The sequence below is a fragment of the Citrobacter sp. MGH105 genome, assembly GCF_001037485.2.
Classification (GTDB): domain Bacteria; phylum Pseudomonadota; class Gammaproteobacteria; order Enterobacterales; family Enterobacteriaceae; genus Citrobacter; species Citrobacter portucalensis.
This window is the reverse complement of the sequence record NZ_CP073048.1, coordinates 2,406,485-2,422,151: the sequence shown is the minus strand read 5'-3', so window position 1 is coordinate 2,422,151 and position 15,667 is coordinate 2,406,485. Positions and strand designations below refer to the sequence as shown.

Genomic DNA, 15,667 nt, shown 5'->3' with positions numbered 1-15,667 from the left:
GGAAAAGGACATGACAACATTACTCAATCCGTACTTTGGTGAATTTGGCGGTATGTATGTGCCACAGATTCTGATGCCTGCCCTGCGCCAGCTGGAAGAAGCTTTTGTCAGCGCACAAAAGGATCCTGAATTTCAGGCGCAGTTTACAGATCTGCTGAAAAACTATGCGGGTCGCCCAACCGCACTGACCAAGTGCCAGAACATTACTCAAGGCACCAACACAACGCTGTATCTCAAGCGTGAAGACTTACTGCACGGCGGCGCGCACAAAACCAACCAGGTGCTGGGTCAGGCGTTGCTGGCGAAGCGCATGGGTAAAACGGAAATCATCGCCGAAACAGGCGCGGGTCAGCACGGTGTTGCATCTGCTCTCGCCAGCGCACTGCTGGGGTTGAAATGCCGTATTTATATGGGCGCGAAAGATGTTGAACGTCAGTCGCCTAACGTTTTCCGTATGCGTTTGATGGGCGCTGAAGTTATCCCCGTTCACAGCGGTTCCGCAACGCTTAAAGATGCCTGTAACGAAGCGCTTCGCGACTGGTCTGGCAGCTACGATACCGCGCACTACATGCTCGGTACGGCGGCTGGCCCGCACCCCTTCCCGACCATTGTGCGTGAATTCCAGCGCATGATCGGTGAAGAAACCAAGGCGCAGATTCTGGAAAAAGAAGGTCGTCTGCCGGACGCCGTTATCGCCTGCGTGGGCGGCGGTTCTAATGCCATCGGTATGTTCGCCGACTTTATCAATGAAACCAGCGTCGGTCTGATTGGCGTAGAGCCAGGCGGTCATGGGATTGAGTCTGGAGAACACGGCGCGCCGTTGAAGCATGGTCGTGTCGGGATTTACTTCGGCATGAAGTCCCCGATGATGCAGACCGAAGAAGGACAGATTGAAGAGTCTTACTCTATTTCTGCAGGACTGGACTTCCCGTCAGTTGGGCCACAGCATGCGTACCTGAACAGCATTGGTCGCGCTGATTATGTTTCAATCACCGATGATGAAGCACTGGAAGCCTTCAAAACGCTGTGTCTGCACGAGGGAATTATTCCGGCACTGGAGTCCTCCCATGCCCTGGCGCACGCGTTGAAAATGATGCGTGAGAATCCGGAAAAAGAGCAGTTACTGGTGGTTAATCTCTCCGGTCGCGGAGACAAAGACATTTTCACCGTACACGATATTCTGAAAGCGCGAGGGGAAATCTGATGGAACGTTACGAAAACCTGTTTGCACAGCTGAAGGACCGCAAAGAAGGCGCTTTTGTCCCCTTCGTAACCCTGGGCGATCCGTCTGTTGAGCAGTCACTGAAAATCATTGATACGCTGATTGAAGCCGGTGCCGACGCGCTTGAGCTCGGCATTCCGTTCTCCGATCCGCTGGCAGACGGTCCGACCATACAGGAAGCCACCCTGCGAGCGTTTGCCGCCGGCGTTACACCGTCGCAATGCTTTGAAATGCTGGCGCTGATTCGCCAGAAGCATCCGACGATTCCCATTGGGTTGCTGATGTATGCCAACCTGGTCTTTAGTAAGGGCATTGATGAATTTTACGCCCATTGTGAGAAAGTCGGTGTGGATTCTGTGTTGGTAGCCGATGTGCCGGTTGAGGAGTCAGCTCCGTTCAGAACTGCAGCGCTGCGCCACAACATCGCGCCGATTTTCATCTGCCCGCCGAACGCTGATGAAGAACTGCTACGCCAGATTGCCTCTTATGGTCGTGGCTACACTTATCTGCTTTCACGTGCAGGTGTGACCGGTGCCGAAAATCGTGCGGCATTACCGCTGCATCATCTGGTCGAAAAGCTGAAAGAATATGGTGCGCCACCTTCTTTACAGGGCTTTGGTATTTCTGCGCCTGAACAGGTCGCTGGTGCTATTGAAGCCGGTGCCGCCGGTGCAATTTCCGGCTCGGCAATTGTGAAAATCATTGAGAAAAATGTTGCGGCACCGGAACAGATGCTGGCTGAGCTGAAAGCGTTTGTCAGCACGATGAAAGCCGCCACCCACCAGTAAGCTAAATCAACCGCCAGAAATTTCTGGCGGTTTTATCCTTCTTTCGTGTGCTTCATTCTATACATAGCGCTATCCGCATTCTGAATGGCCGCATCAAGTTCACCATTCACCTCTGCAATCCCCCACGATACTGACAATGGCACGGTATGGCCATCCACCACAAACACATGGCTGGTCACCTGCCCACTAATACGTTGCGCGATTGCTATAGCGTCAGTTGCCTGCGATCGAAACAGCAGGATCATAAATTCATCCCCGCCGGTACGAATCACAATATCGTGACTGGTGCGGGTGTTTGACAGCATTCTGTTGGCGATAATTTGCAGCGCACGATCGCCTGCCGCGTGGCCCCAGGTGTCATTGACGGCCTTGAACTTATTACAGTCAAGTAGCACCACCGAGCAGTGTGATAAATCCCGACGCTTGATGATGTCGAGAATTCGGCGGTTAAAACAGCCGGTCAGAGTATCGATATAAACTTTTAGGTCGCTTTCGTTTAGCCATGACTTTAACGAGAAGCTAATGATGATGAAAAAGAACGGCGCCAGCAGGATAACAATCCCGGCATGTGCGTCGCGCGCCATAAAACGGCCTAATGAAAGCGAATAGTGCAGCGCATATTTCTCCGAAAAATTGCGCACCATAAAGCGGGATTGACCGGTACATTTACCGGATAAACAGAGACTCTCATGGTTTGTTAAATTCACCAACTCCACATTCAGCTCCGGTGGAATTTGGTTGTCAAATGCCTGGGCTAACGCTTCCTGCAATTCGGGCTTTGAATGGTCATAGACCAGATAGGCTACGATTTGGTCTGATATCTCTTTGCCAGACAGATCGTAGATATAACTCACCACGCTGTAAGCTTTTTCACCGGTAATTTTATCGGTATAAAAATTCGTCGAACTAAGGGCTTTGTTTTTGACGTTTTTTTGCAGTAATCGAGTATAGAAATCGACCGGAGGATAGAAAAAGTTGGTGATATCCCGTGCCATTTCAGAATTAGAGAAACTGAAATTGCGCGAATCGGAAGCCATAAACCAGTAAAAATAATCTGAATTTTTGGCGATGATATAACGATGTGCATCGAAGCTGCCGGGGTTTAGCTCATTGACCATACCACGAATAAATTCAGCCGCTGTATACATACACAGCGCGTTGTGGCTGGTTTGCTGGGCAACCATTGTCCCGGTCGCCGAATGCAGCCGCTTTGGGTCGGCGTTAATTCCCCATTCATCCTCATCCCGGAGAACAAATTTTGAAATATCGCCGCATTGTTCCCCCGTTTTGATATGGTGATAACGCTCACCAATCGCATCGGCGATCAGCTCGTTATCGTTAAAAATGTCCATCATGCGCGCTTGCAGGCGGTTGACACCTTCGCTGGCAGCGGCCATTCGCTGTTCATAAATAATAAACAGAAACAACGAAGTAAATATCAACGTAATGAGCCCTGATACCAGCAGTGCCTGCCTGTTTCTGAGCTTATCCTGCACAATCTTCACGAGTCCACCCTGATAGTTAACAGTATTGCCAAATCGGTTACCCGTTTATGTTGTTGCATAACAGCGTTGTACGTTGATAGAGAATGTTTGCCACTCCGAAGCAGGTAAGTTGATGTAGCCCGCAGTCGCGCGCTTAGGTTACAGATTTATACATTAAAAGCACATATTTGTTAACATAAGCGCAAACTAATCATCACCTTCAATAGGATACCCTGCCCGTCGAATGGCCTCGCGGCAGTCGTTTACGCCTGCGGCATAGCCCGCCTCAATCTCACAAACCGGACTTGCGCTGCAATAAGGTAGTGTAACCGGAGTCGCAATAATTTTCTCCAGAGCCTCAATTTTATCCATGTAAAGCAATAACTCACGTGCAGCACTCACGGCAAACGCTGCCGTTTGGTCTTCGGAGAACGGTTCCAGAAGTGTGATTTTTTGCTGTAGCAGATGGCGGGTCAACATCATCAGCAATACCCTCAAAGTTGGTTTGCTTAAAGAGTAGCACTACATCAAAGGGGAGAAAGGCTCGATGTTTTCCCCAGAATGTTTAAATGAAGAACGAGGGGAATGTTTCCTGGTTGCTAACCACTGTCAGGCATGCTCGGAATCTATACAGTTCAATCATCCTGGTTGTGCAGCTATTAATTAAGTTGACTTCAAAAAGTCCCTTGCGAGACACTGCTTTAAAGCATACCAAATATGGGTGAACTGGTTGAGACATCTGTTGATTAAATTAGTTGTGTTAAGCGTTGGATTTTTAAGCGCTGGGGACATACTGGCAAATACTCCGGAACAGGTAGTCACCGCTTTCCAGAGGGATTATAAATATTGGAATGACCAGTCATTTCAGAGAAATCAGAACGATGGAAAGCAAGAAGTTATGCTCCAGGCCCAGAAGGGTTGGAATGAGCTTTTGAAAAAATATACAAAACCTGGTTTTCAGGGCGAGCCTATAGCTTTTGGTTCTGAGTCTAGTCATGACCCTGAGCAAGAGAAGATCATATCGGTTCAGATTACTGAAAAAATAGCGGTCGTAACGACAAAATTATCAAGGCAGTATTATTCACCTATTTATGAATATCAGTTGTCCAAAGAAAATGATACCTGGTATCTATCTCAGATTTTTTTAGTTGATGACGATGGAAAATATCCGAGTTTGTAATAACAGTGTACTTGTACTCATTGTTTCCATACTGCCTGAGACTGTCAATCGCTGGACGACTCTGAGCGTGAAGCGGACCACACTATCTGATGAAAAGCTTCACTCATAATGTCGGGACAGCGATAAGTGAGGAACTCACGTTGTGCTTGCATCAGAATGATCTGGAATGATGGAGTTAACATCTCAATTGTTCATAGCGGCGCTGAGTGGATGCAGGATATCGCGTACTTATAAAGTTAAGGCCAGAGATTTTAATTATTACATTTTCTTTTTTAAGATAGTGGTTTTTATCTATTTTTTAGAATAGACATATCTGGCCAGACATTCTTCTTCATAACAACTCTATGAGTTAAAAAAATCTGCCATAATGACAGATTCCTTTAATCTATCATTAGAGATTTGCAACGTTATGATATACTTTTTGAACATCATCGTCATCTTCAAGGGCATCAACAAGCCCTGCAAAGACTTCTAAATCTTCTGGTGAAAGTTCAATTTCTGATTGAGCAATCATCTCTAATTCTGTGGTAGAGAATTCAGTAATCCCTGCTGCTTTTAGAGCTGCAATGCCTTTGTGAAGATCTGTAGATTCAGTATAAATAACGATGTTTCCTTCTTCTTCGGTTACATCACGAACATCTACTTCAGCATTAAGCAAAATTTCAAAAATATGATCAGGATCTGTTCCTTCGAATACAATCACTCCGGTATTGTCAAACATATAGCTGACAGAACCAGCCGCCCCGATATTCCCACCTTTTTTATTAAAAATTGAGCGGACATTAGCAATCGTACGGTTAACATTTGAAGTCAATGTTTCAGCGATAATCAGTGAGCCACTGGGACCAAAGCCTTCATAACGCCCTTGCACGAACGTTTCATCGCTGCCGCCTTTGGCTTTATCAATGGCTTTATCAATAACGTGTTTTGGAACCTGCGCTTGTTTCGCACGTTCAATAACGAATTTTAAAGATGTATTTAATTCTGGGTCTGGTTCGCCTTGTTTAGCAGCTGCATAAATTTCTACACCGAATTTTGCATATACATTAGACGTTGCACCGTCTTTAGCTGTTTTTTTAGCAACAATATTTGCCCACTTACGTCCCACTGGAATGATCTCCTCGAAAATTCATTTACATAGTCGACAGGTAAATAACCTAGCATTACATTATATCATGATGTATAAATCCTCGTCCATGAAAAATAAAATATCCAAATTTTACGATATGTTACTTTAATTTTATCAATAGTTAACATTTTGGATAAATTATCCCCTGACTATCTTCAGGTTTTTTTGTGCGTAATAAATGAACCGCAACAATAATGCATAAGAGAAGAGAAACAAAAGTGATATTCCAGATAAACACACTGGCTATTATAGTTAGCGCAGTACTGCTTATAGCGAGGTATCGACACACAAATTTTGTCAGGCCAGAGGCGCAAAATAATGGCCGTTCAAGACAACGACACGCGCGGAAAAGAATGAAAAAAACTGGCCATTTGATGACCAGTTTTACAGGGATTTTGCAGAAGAACTTAAAAACGATAACCCGCAGAGAACATAAACACCCACGGATCGAGGCGTACACTGTCTCGCTGCTGGACGCCACCCATTTTATAGCTTGCGGTGGTATCGATATCCATGTACCACACCGACATGTTAATCAGCCAGTCACGGTTAATCAGATAGTCCATACCGACTTGCCCTGCTGCGCCCCAGGAATCTTTCAGACTCAGGTCCGATAACCCCGTTTCTTTACCGTTGTCGTTAAAGCCTTCATCGAAGAAGGTCGTGTAGTTCACCCCAACACCTACGTACGGACGCAGTTTACTGCTGGAGTCACCGAAGTACCACTGCGCCATTAACGTCGGCGGTAGATGATGTACGGTGGCAATATCACCCGTTGCAGCAGTGCCGATTTTATGGCGGAACGGCGTAGCTGCCAGTAATTCAACACCGATATTGTCGGTTGCCATGTAGGTAAATGTCAGGCCCAACTGCGTGTTATTGCTGACATCAAAGCCACCTAAGCTGCCCAGCGTACCACCTGCACCTTCCGTCGGCCTGACGGTGGCTGAACCTGCACGAATAAAGAACTCTCCAGCTTCATGCGCAAATGCGTTACCAGAGAGAAGAGTTGTTAAAGCCAATGCTGCAACTGTTAATTTTTTCATGTCCGCTCCATCGTTATGGTTATAAAAGCGGAACGAATATACCCACATTGGAGTAATAAGTGATCTAACATGGATCACATTGACTTTGATAATTTAACATTTATTGATCCAGATTAAGTTAGAACTTGCATTCAAAATCCTGGTTAAATTAATTCAGATCAATTTTGATATATTTTCAATGTGCAAGTACCTCCAGCTGATGGGTGATGGATATCTGCGCGTGATGCGCAGATAACAAACAGCGTTCATGCACGACGCTGAAGTCGTAGCCAAAAATTACTTCAGCTTTACAAAGATATGCTTTTCCATACATCGCGCGATGCTGCCACTGTAGAGTTATCCAGGGTACAATTGCCCGCAAATGAACACCTGCAAAACTCAAGGAGAGTGCATGTCTATCACGGCGAAATCCGTTTACCGTGACACGGGAAACTTTTTCCGTAATCAATTCATTACCATCTTGCTGGTATCGTTGTTGTGCGCGTTTATCACAGTGGTGTTAGGGCATGCCTTTTCCCCCACTGACGCACAAATTGCGCAACTCAGTGAAGGCGATCAGTTAACCAGCAGCGTGGGGCTGTTCGATCTGGTGCAAAACATGACCCCGGAGCAACAGCAAATTTTGCTACGCGCTTCCGCGGCGTCGACGTTTTCCGGTCTGATTGGTAATGCCATCCTCGCCGGGGGCGTCATCTTGATGATTCAGCTGATTTCAGCGGGTCATCGCGTCAGCGCATTACGTGCTATCGGCGCCAGTGCGCCACTGTTACCGAAGCTGTTTATTCTGATTTTTTTGACTACTCTGCTAGTGCAAATCGGTATTATGCTGGTTGTTGTTCCCGGTATTCTGCTGGCGATCCTGCTGGCACTCGCACCGGTGATGTTGGTACAGGACAAAATGGGTGTCTTTGCCGCGATGCGCAACAGTATGCGTCTGGCGTGGTCGAATATGCGACTAGTTGCGCCGGCAGTGATCGGTTGGTTGCTGGCAAAAACGCTGCTGTTGCTTTTTGCGCCAAGTTTTGCAGTACTTACGCCGAATGTAGGCGCGGTATTGGCGAATACGCTGAGCAATATGATCTCCGCCGTGTTGCTGATCTATTTGTTCCGCCTGTACATGCTGATTCGCCAATAAACCCTGAACGCATTCCGGGCTTGTACCCGGTGCTTTTGATTACGGAATCGAAGAATGAAGCAGTTTCTTGATTTTTTACCGCTGGTTGTCTTTTTTGCTTTTTATAAGCTTTACGACATCTATGCGGCGACCTCGGCGCTGATTGTCGCGACGGCTGTGGTGTTGATTTACAGCTGGGTTCGCTATCGCAAGGTCGAGAAGATGGCGTTAATCACCTTTGTCCTGGTGGCCGTATTTGGTGGTTTGACTATTTTTTTCCACAACGATGAATTCATTAAGTGGAAAGTAACGGTGATTTACGGGCTGTTTGCTGGTGCTCTGCTGGTTAGCCAGTGGGTGATGAAAAAGCCGCTGATTCAACGCATGTTAGGTAAAGAGCTGACCCTGCCGCAGCCGGTGTGGTCGAAACTTAATCTAGCCTGGGCCGTATTTTTCATCCTGTGTGGCCTGGCGAATATCTATATTGCATTTTGGCTACCGCAGAACATTTGGGTCAACTTCAAAGTGTTCGGCCTGACCGCCCTGACTTTATTCTTTACGCTGCTGAGTGGGGTCTATATTTACCGTCATCTGCCGCAAGAAGATAAATCGTAATACATGCTCGCCAGATCTGCGGATCTGGCGAATTTTTATCCCTTCGCGTTCCATAGAGCTGACAACCTGACTTACATCTGCTCTGCACGCCGCATCACCTCTGTTCTCAACGCACAAATTCTAGTAGCATCGCGCCTGTAATCTTTCTCTATAGTCGGTTCTACAATGACAACAACGAATAACACTCCCCAGGGTGAACTGGTTTTACGCACTCTGGCCATGCCTGCCGATACCAACGCGAACGGTGATATTTTTGGCGGCTGGCTGATGTCACAAATGGATATAGGTGGCGCGATTCAGGCCAAAGAGATCGCACATGGTCGTGTGGTAACGGTGCGAGTGGAAGGGATGAGCTTTTTGCGCCCGGTCGCCGTAGGTGATGTGGTGTGTTGCTATGCGCGCTGTGTGAAACGCGGGACAACCTCGATCAGCATCAATATTGAAGTTTGGGTGAAGAAGGTCGCTTCTGAACCTATTGGGCAGCGCTATAAGGCCACCGAAGCTCTGTTTATCTACGTTGCCGTTGATAAAGACGGGAAACCGCGTCCAATTCCCACGTTGGTCTGATAGCACACGTCAGTACTGCTATCCGGCAATCATCACTCTTGATCATTGCCGGACGGCCTGATGCTTACTCGATCTGCGTTGTGCCGTTTAATTTGAAAACAATATTCACCACAAGTCCGGAACCGGGTTTACCAGCTTCATAACGCCATCTACGCATCGCGTTTTTCACTTCACGTTCAAACATATTGGCAGGTTGTGCAGACAGGATTTCCACATTTTCAACCCGGCCATCCGGCGTTACGTTAAATTTGACCTTTACCCGGCCTTCAATGCGCAGCGCCTGAGCTCGCGCCGGATACTGAGGCTGATTACGGCTTAAAGCACGTGGACCCGATGGCGCACTGACCACCGGTTTGCTGGTAGTTGCCGGCGCGGTATTGGTCATTGTGCGCGTAGGTGCCGTATTTTCCAGCGGGGAGGCCGGGCGCGGTTCTGCTGGTTTAACATCGCGTTTCGGTTGCTCTTCCACCTTTTTCACCGGTTTTGGCTTCGGTTTAGGCTTGGGCTTCGGTTTTTCAATCACCACCGGCGCCTCTTTTGGTGGCTCTGGAATCGGTTCAGGTTCCGGTTCAGGCTCGACAACGGGTTCCGGCGGCGGCTGAACGGCCTGAGGCGGTTCGAGATCGGCAGGCGCGACCATCGTGACAGAGATCGGCTGCGCTGGCGCAGGTAGTTCAATAACCTGATGTACCGAGGTATACAGCAAACCAGCCACTATGGCACCATGAATGCCGACAGACAGTAACGTTGGCCAGGGAAAGCGACGAGGTAAATCAAGGGTCATTGAAGTCATAATCGTTTCAGTAAAAAAACCAGGCCCTGATTTTAAATGCAAATAGCAATCATATTCAATAAGCCCGTGGTGCTAACTGACATTTAATACGCGATTTTATGATAAAAAACCACTTTCGGAGTATGGCCTTAACATATCAGTTATCTTTCCGTTGCAGTTGTTAGGCCTTTCCAATAACGTTATTAACGACTTTTACCGTTCAAGGAGCTCTACCCGTGCTGTATGTTATTTACGCTCAAGATATCGCAGACTCTCTCGAAAAACGTCTTTCCGTGCGCCCTGCTCATCTGGCTCGCCTGCAACTCCTTCATGACGAAGGTCGTTTGCTCACGGCGGGCCCTATGCCAGCGGTCGACAGTAACGATCCCGGTGCGGCGGGTTTTACCGGCTCGACGGTGATTGCCGAATTTGAATCTTTGGAGGCGGCACAGGCTTGGGCAGAAGCCGATCCGTATGTTGCGGCGGGCGTATATGCGCAGGTTTCAGTAAAACCTTACAAGAAAGTATTTTGACAAAACAAAAGGCCATTTTCATTTATAAAAATACTGAACTGTAAGCAAAATACATAGCCATTGAGGGCGCATTTAGGTGCACATTAGTCTAAACGCCCTCACTTCTCGTCTCTATGCATTAATTCAGCATATCAAAGCAATGATAAGTACCCTTATAAAAGGTAGCAACGACCGTTTATTAGCGTGTCATTGATTGTTTCTTACTCAACCTCAGTGTATTTTATTATCTGTCGAGATTAATTTGTCACAATGCAGACAGGCTGCGTTGTTACGCTATACGGGATTTTAGTCAATTATGGCTTTTGATTCGTTCCGTCCCGCCTCTCCCTCTCCTAAAGCATTCCGCCATGATATCAATGGCCTGCGAGCATGGGCTGTATTAGCGGTCGTATTTTATCACTTTGGCGTACCCGGATTTAGCGGTGGCTTTATCGGCGTTGATGTTTTTTTTGTTATATCAGGTTTCCTGATGACCGCCATCATCGTGAACGGCCTTGAACGTGGCAATTTTTCATTATGGAGTTTCTATCTGGCACGTGCCAGACGAATTATTCCTGCCTTAATTGTATTATGTAGCACATTACTTTTCTTGGGTTGGTTTTGGTTGCCCACCGCTGATTATCATGTGCTGGCACTCAATGCGATCACAGCGCTTACTTTTGTTTCCAATCTCAAGTTTTGGCGTGAAGCGGGTTATTTCGATATCACTTCCAGAGAAAACTGGTTGCTGCACACATGGTCTCTTTCGGTGGAGTGGCAATTTTACATTTTGTTGCCTGTTGGCTGCATTTTACTCTGGCGCTGGTTTGGCCTGCAGGGTGTTAAGTTTGCACTTATCGCCGCAGGCGTACTGTCATTAGCTCTATCAATTTACGTGAGCCCTCGACTCCCAGGTAGTGCGTTTTACCTACTCCCCACCCGCATTTGGGAATTATTAGCTGGAGGAGCTGTATGGTGGCTAACTCGTCGGCATTCTATGTCGCAACGCCCAGCCCGGATACTAGAGTTGGTGGGTTTTATTTTAATTGCCCTGTCAGTCACACTCCTGGATGCGACACGACCATGGCCGGGAAGTTATGCCGTGGTTCCTGTGTTGGGGACCGTGCTGGTTCTTGCGGCTAATCGCCAGCGATCATTTTTTACATCTACGGCAATTTTTCGCCAGATAGGTGCCAGTTCTTATTCAATTTATCTGTGGCACTGGCCGCTGGCGGTGCTGCTCAGTTATGCCGACAAACAGGACAATCCCTGGTGGATTGCTACTGGCATCGTAATGAGTTTGCTATTGGGAAAGACCTCTTTATTGCTCGTAGAGATTCCGACACGCAAACAGCTTGCGCTAACCCCTGCACGCAAACAGAGCTGGGTACTATTACTGTTAATTTTGAGCACTGGTGGATTGGCCGCAGGGGCTCGTTATCAGCAAGTCGACGGCAGAATTAACCCGGCAATTGAATTAGCGATGATCCCGAAACTTGATTACGCAGTCCGATTTGAAAAATGTCTGCTCGCGCCGGGTAAAGGAAGCGAGTCTCCTATGTGCAGATATGGCAAAGGAGAGTTAACGGCCATTGTCCTTGGAGACAGTCATGCAAGCATGCTGGTTTCAGCTGTCGCAGAGGCTGCACCCGGTGCGGTGGTTGAGATGACCTATGCGAGCTGTCCGACAGTGTTAGGCATGAAACGAAGAGAGGATATTAATGATGACTGTAAACTATTTAATGATCGAGCTATTAATTTACTAAATAATGAATATAAAAATAAACTCGTCTTTATCGCCAACAGAAGCAGCCTCGCTATCCTGGGACAAAATGAAAAGGACGATTTTTTTAATATTCCTATGGGATTTTTTGATACGCCGAATGAACACCCCAATCAGAATTTAACACAGCAGTTTAGCCAGCAACTCGTAAAAACTCTGTGTTCCATAGAGAATAGTCAGAGGGTATTTCTGGTCCGCCCTATTCCTGAAATGGCAGTCGATGTGCCTAATACAATGGCCAGGGCACTGATGTTTGGTAAGTCAGACAGTACAGTATCTATTTCTCTCGATAAATATTACCAGCGACAAACAGCCATTTGGGCAGCACAAGATGAGGCGGCCCTGCGCTGCGGCGTCAATATTCTCAATCCGTTACCCTATCTTTGCAAGGATGGGCGGTGTTGGGGAGATGCTGGTGGACGTCCACTTTACTCAGACAGTAACCACCTAAGTGCATTTGGCAGTAGGCTTTTACTCCCCATGTTTCAACGCGCATTTAAACAAGCAGAACATACCGAGGCAACTAACGCCCTGCAACTTTGACGCTTGACCAGAACTATGGGAATCATATCCATTCGGATACTAATATTCACTCAAGTAAAAAAGCCGCAGATAGCGGCTTTGGTTGTTACTTTTTCTCGTCAGTGTAGCGACGAGCGTTGTCAAAAAGATTTGTACACATAATGACTTCCCTCAAAAGACAATAAACTAACAGAATAGGATAACGAGTAATACCTGACCACACTATTATGAACCACTAGCCCCAGAATGTAGAATCATCGTATTGATAATAAAAATAAAAGTATAATCAGCGAGAAATTTACGCTGCCGTTTTTTCAACAGTTCTTTCTTGAAACAACGGTGCTTTATTCATTACGTCTGGGATGCACCCGGTTTTAACAATCACGCCAGGATTACCAACAACGACAGAAAAAGGCGGGATACTTTCGGTCACAAACGCCCCGGCAGCAATTTTACTCCCTTGTCCAATGATGACCCCGCCGACGATGACAGCATTTGGACCAATCCAAACTTCATCCTCAATAATGGGGTAACCCGTGATGCGGGTTCCTGCTCCCCGAATAGTATCTCGCTGACCGATGGTTACACCATGAAATAAGGTAACGTTCTTTCCAATTCTTGCACTCGGCGATATCACTATCCCCCAGCCATGAGTGATAGCCAACCCGGCACCAACCTGCGTGCTCGATGGAAAATCCATCGAGCCCATGTGAGCAGCACACCGATGCAAGATCTTAAATGGATAGAGCATGATACGCAGCGGTGTGCGCGAAACCGCACAGTATTGGCATAAACGCATCATCACAATGATACGGAATGTTCTGCTAATTACTGTACCAATTATTAGTTTACTCCATGAGAAATAACCAAATTCACGGTGGGTATCGGCTTTAATTTTGTCGAATGCCATCATACTGTCTCATTGTTTAATCGTTAAAATGTATCAGTTCTCACTGAAATAAAAACATATTTTCTTGTCACCAGCATTCTTTTTTTCGAGTAGATACGGCACCTGAAAGATGACAATAATATAAATAATGAAATGGCTATCTCTTACCTGGACCAAAACAATAATGGCAGCCAGGAAAGTATTTAAGAATCAATACGGAAAAGCAGACATTGGGCACCGCCAGCGGTGCCCTTTTGGGATCAGATGCTGTGGATCGCAAACAACAACGAGTTACGTTGGTGGTTGAGAACGCACTTCCTGATGGTATGGATACGCATATTACGACGCGATTGTCCTTCAAGCCAACGTGCTTTACGGCGGCTAGCCTGACGCAGCATCCGCCAGCGTCCCACTTCCGTTCTACTACGCTTCATGTTAACTACTCTTCCAGTCACTGAGCGGCCATTATAACGCCAGACCGAATGCAGACCAGTGGTTTTCCCGTGTTTTTATTTGCCAGATTAATCCTGATGCGTAAACTCTTAACAATACGCTTTCAAAAGGATTTTTAAATTTATGACAACCTTCTACACCGTGGTGAGTTGGCTGGTCATTCTGGGTTACTGGGTACTCATTGCTGGCGTAACGTTACGCATTCTGATGAAGCGACGCGCAGTGCCCTCCGCAATGGCCTGGCTGTTGATCATCTACATTCTGCCATTGGTAGGAATTATTGCTTATCTGTCTTTTGGTGAACTTCACCTGGGTAAGCGACGTGCCGAACGCGCCCGGGCGATGTGGCCTTCAACAGCCAAATGGCTGAACGACCTCAAGGCCTGCAAGCATATTTTTGCCCAGGAAAACAGCAGCGTCGCCTCTTCGTTGTTTAAACTGTGCGAGCGTCGTCAGGGAATAGCCGGCGTAAAGGGAAACCAGCTGCAGTTGCTCACCAGTTCAGATGACGTGATGCAGGCGCTGATCCGTGATATTCAACTGGCGCGCCACAACATCGAAATGGTGTTCTACATATGGCAGCCAGGCGGTATGGCCGATCAGGTAGCCGAGTCGTTAATGGCTGCCGCGAGGCGTGGCATTCACTGTCGCCTGATGTTGGACTCCGCCGGCAGCGTGGCGTTCTTCCGCAGCCCTTGGGCGGCGATGATGCGTAACGCAGGTATCGAGGTTGTAGAAGCGCTGAAGGTGAACCTGATGCGTGTATTTTTACGCCGTATGGACCTGCGTCAGCACCGCAAAATGATCATGATCGATAACTACATTGCTTATACCGGCAGCATGAACATGGTCGACCCGCGTTTCTTCAAACAAGATGCGGGCGTCGGGCAATGGGTTGATTTAATGGCGAGAATGGAAGGTCCTGTCGCCACTGCTATGGGCATTGTCTATTCCTGCGACTGGGAAATTGAGACCGGAAAGCGCATTTTGCCTCCGCCACCGGACGTCAATATCATGCCGTTTGAGCAGGCCAGCGGCCACACCATTCACACTATCGCCTCGGGTCCTGGTTTCCCTGAAGATTTGATTCATCAGGCGCTGCTAACCGCTGCTTATTCAGCGCGTGAATATTTAATTATGACCACCCCCTACTTCGTCCCCAGCGACGACCTGTTGCACGCGATCTGCACGGCGGCGCAGCGTGGGGTTGACGTCAGTATCATTCTTCCACGTAAAAATGACTCCCTGCTGGTTGGCTGGGCAAGCCGGGCCTTTTTCACCGAGCTGCTGGCGGCTGGCGTTAAAATTTATCAGTTCGAAGGTGGCTTGCTGCACACCAAGAGCGTACTGGTCGATGGCGAGCTGAGCCTGGTCGGTACGGTTAACCTGGATATGCGCAGTCTGTGGCTCAATTTTGAAATCACGCTGGTCATTGATGATGCCGGATTCGGTGGCGATCTCGCGGCAGTGCAGGATGATTATATTTCGCGTTCCCGCCTGCTTGATGCCCGTTTGTGGGTAAAACGACCACTCTGGCAGCGGATAGCAGAGCGACTGTTTTACTTCTTTAGTCCGTTGCTGTAAAACGTGC

Annotated in this window: 16 protein-coding genes and 1 pseudogene; 10 read left to right on the top strand and 7 right to left on the bottom strand. The window is 47.5% G+C overall.

Going from position 1 to position 15,667, the window contains the following annotated elements; translation table 11 throughout:
- Positions 1-10 precede the first annotated feature (10 nt).
- Both trpB and trpA read left to right on the top strand, forming a co-directional pair.
- The gene (gene trpB, locus SK35_RS11600) at positions 11-1,204 is read left to right on the top strand and encodes a tryptophan synthase subunit beta (protein WP_003020645.1); all 1,194 of its coding nucleotides are present in this window, start codon (positions 11-13) and stop codon (positions 1,202-1,204) included.
- A complete protein-coding gene (gene trpA / locus SK35_RS11595; protein WP_008784942.1) occupies positions 1,204-2,010 on the top strand; it encodes a tryptophan synthase subunit alpha in 807 nt (268 codons plus the stop codon). The genes trpB and trpA overlap by 1 nt, the downstream gene beginning before the upstream one ends.
- A gap of 32 nt (positions 2,011-2,042) precedes the next feature.
- Here trpA and SK35_RS11590 read toward each other — a convergent pair whose 3' ends face one another.
- The gene (locus tag SK35_RS11590; protein WP_048216259.1) at positions 2,043-3,515 is read right to left on the bottom strand and encodes a GGDEF domain-containing protein; all 1,473 of its coding nucleotides are present in this window, start codon (positions 3,513-3,515) and stop codon (positions 2,043-2,045) included.
- 186 nt (positions 3,516-3,701) lie between these two features.
- Positions 3,702-3,977: a hypothetical protein gene (locus tag SK35_RS11585; RefSeq protein ID WP_003833349.1), complete on the bottom strand. Its 276-nt coding sequence runs from the start codon at positions 3,975-3,977 to the stop codon at positions 3,702-3,704.
- A gap of 259 nt (positions 3,978-4,236) precedes the next feature.
- Between SK35_RS11585 and SK35_RS11580 the strand changes: the two genes are divergently transcribed.
- Positions 4,237-4,674 carry a hypothetical protein gene (locus tag SK35_RS11580; protein WP_223240868.1) on the top strand — a complete coding sequence of 146 codons (438 nt, stop codon included), beginning with the start codon at positions 4,237-4,239 and terminating at the stop codon, positions 4,672-4,674.
- 391 nt (positions 4,675-5,065) lie between these two features.
- Here the strand turns inward: SK35_RS11580 and SK35_RS11575 are convergent, their stop codons facing one another.
- A complete protein-coding gene (locus SK35_RS11575; RefSeq protein ID WP_003020658.1) occupies positions 5,066-5,782 on the bottom strand; it encodes a YebC/PmpR family DNA-binding transcriptional regulator in 717 nt (238 codons plus the stop codon).
- A 428-nt stretch (positions 5,783-6,210) separates the two neighbouring features.
- Positions 6,211-6,849 (bottom strand): outer membrane protein OmpW, encoded by a 639-nt coding sequence (gene ompW / locus SK35_RS11570; RefSeq protein ID WP_003833354.1) that lies wholly within the window; start codon positions 6,847-6,849, stop codon positions 6,211-6,213.
- Positions 6,850-7,134: 285 nt separating this feature from the next.
- Between ompW and SK35_RS26865 the strand changes: the two are divergent.
- From SK35_RS26865 to yciA, 4 genes and pseudogenes are all read left to right on the top strand, one after another.
- Positions 7,135-7,212, top strand: a pseudogene (locus SK35_RS26865) (YkgJ family cysteine cluster protein); the annotation flags it as partial.
- Positions 7,213-7,240: 28 nt separating this feature from the next.
- Positions 7,241-7,984, top strand: coding sequence for a YciC family protein (locus tag SK35_RS11565; RefSeq protein ID WP_048216258.1), 744 nt, complete (start codon positions 7,241-7,243; stop codon positions 7,982-7,984).
- Between the two features lie 54 nt (positions 7,985-8,038).
- Positions 8,039-8,578 carry a septation protein A gene (locus tag SK35_RS11560; protein WP_003020667.1) on the top strand — a complete coding sequence of 180 codons (540 nt, stop codon included), beginning with the start codon at positions 8,039-8,041 and terminating at the stop codon, positions 8,576-8,578.
- 165 nt (positions 8,579-8,743) lie between these two features.
- Positions 8,744-9,145, top strand: a complete 402-nt coding sequence (gene yciA, locus SK35_RS11555; protein ID WP_008784945.1) for an acyl-CoA thioester hydrolase YciA — start codon at positions 8,744-8,746, stop codon at positions 9,143-9,145.
- Positions 9,146-9,209: 64 nt separating this feature from the next.
- Here yciA and tonB read toward each other — a convergent pair whose 3' ends face one another.
- A complete protein-coding gene (gene tonB, locus SK35_RS11550) occupies positions 9,210-9,938 on the bottom strand; it encodes a TonB system transport protein TonB (RefSeq protein ID WP_168978222.1) in 729 nt (242 codons plus the stop codon).
- Positions 9,939-10,153: 215 nt separating this feature from the next.
- Here tonB and SK35_RS11545 point away from each other — a divergent pair, with 215 nt between their 5' ends.
- Together SK35_RS11545 and SK35_RS11540 are read left to right on the top strand one after the other, a co-directional pair.
- Positions 10,154-10,450: a YciI family protein gene (locus tag SK35_RS11545; RefSeq protein WP_003020675.1), complete on the top strand. Its 297-nt coding sequence runs from the start codon at positions 10,154-10,156 to the stop codon at positions 10,448-10,450.
- 295 nt (positions 10,451-10,745) lie between these two features.
- Entirely contained in the window at positions 10,746-12,755 is a 2,010-nt protein-coding gene (locus tag SK35_RS11540; RefSeq protein WP_048216257.1) for an acyltransferase family protein, read from the top strand.
- 277 nt (positions 12,756-13,032) lie between these two features.
- Here SK35_RS11540 and SK35_RS11535 read toward each other — a convergent pair whose 3' ends face one another.
- Together SK35_RS11535 and SK35_RS11530 are read right to left on the bottom strand one after the other, a co-directional pair.
- Positions 13,033-13,647, bottom strand: coding sequence for a serine acetyltransferase (locus tag SK35_RS11535; RefSeq protein ID WP_048216256.1), 615 nt, complete (start codon positions 13,645-13,647; stop codon positions 13,033-13,035).
- A gap of 236 nt (positions 13,648-13,883) precedes the next feature.
- Positions 13,884-14,057 carry a YciY family protein gene (locus tag SK35_RS11530; protein ID WP_122984013.1) on the bottom strand — a complete coding sequence of 58 codons (174 nt, stop codon included), beginning with the start codon at positions 14,055-14,057 and terminating at the stop codon, positions 13,884-13,886.
- A gap of 142 nt (positions 14,058-14,199) precedes the next feature.
- Between SK35_RS11530 and cls the strand changes: the two genes are divergently transcribed.
- The gene (gene cls, locus SK35_RS11525; RefSeq protein ID WP_003020687.1) at positions 14,200-15,660 is read left to right on the top strand and encodes a cardiolipin synthase; all 1,461 of its coding nucleotides are present in this window, start codon (positions 14,200-14,202) and stop codon (positions 15,658-15,660) included.
- Positions 15,661-15,667 lie beyond the last annotated feature (7 nt).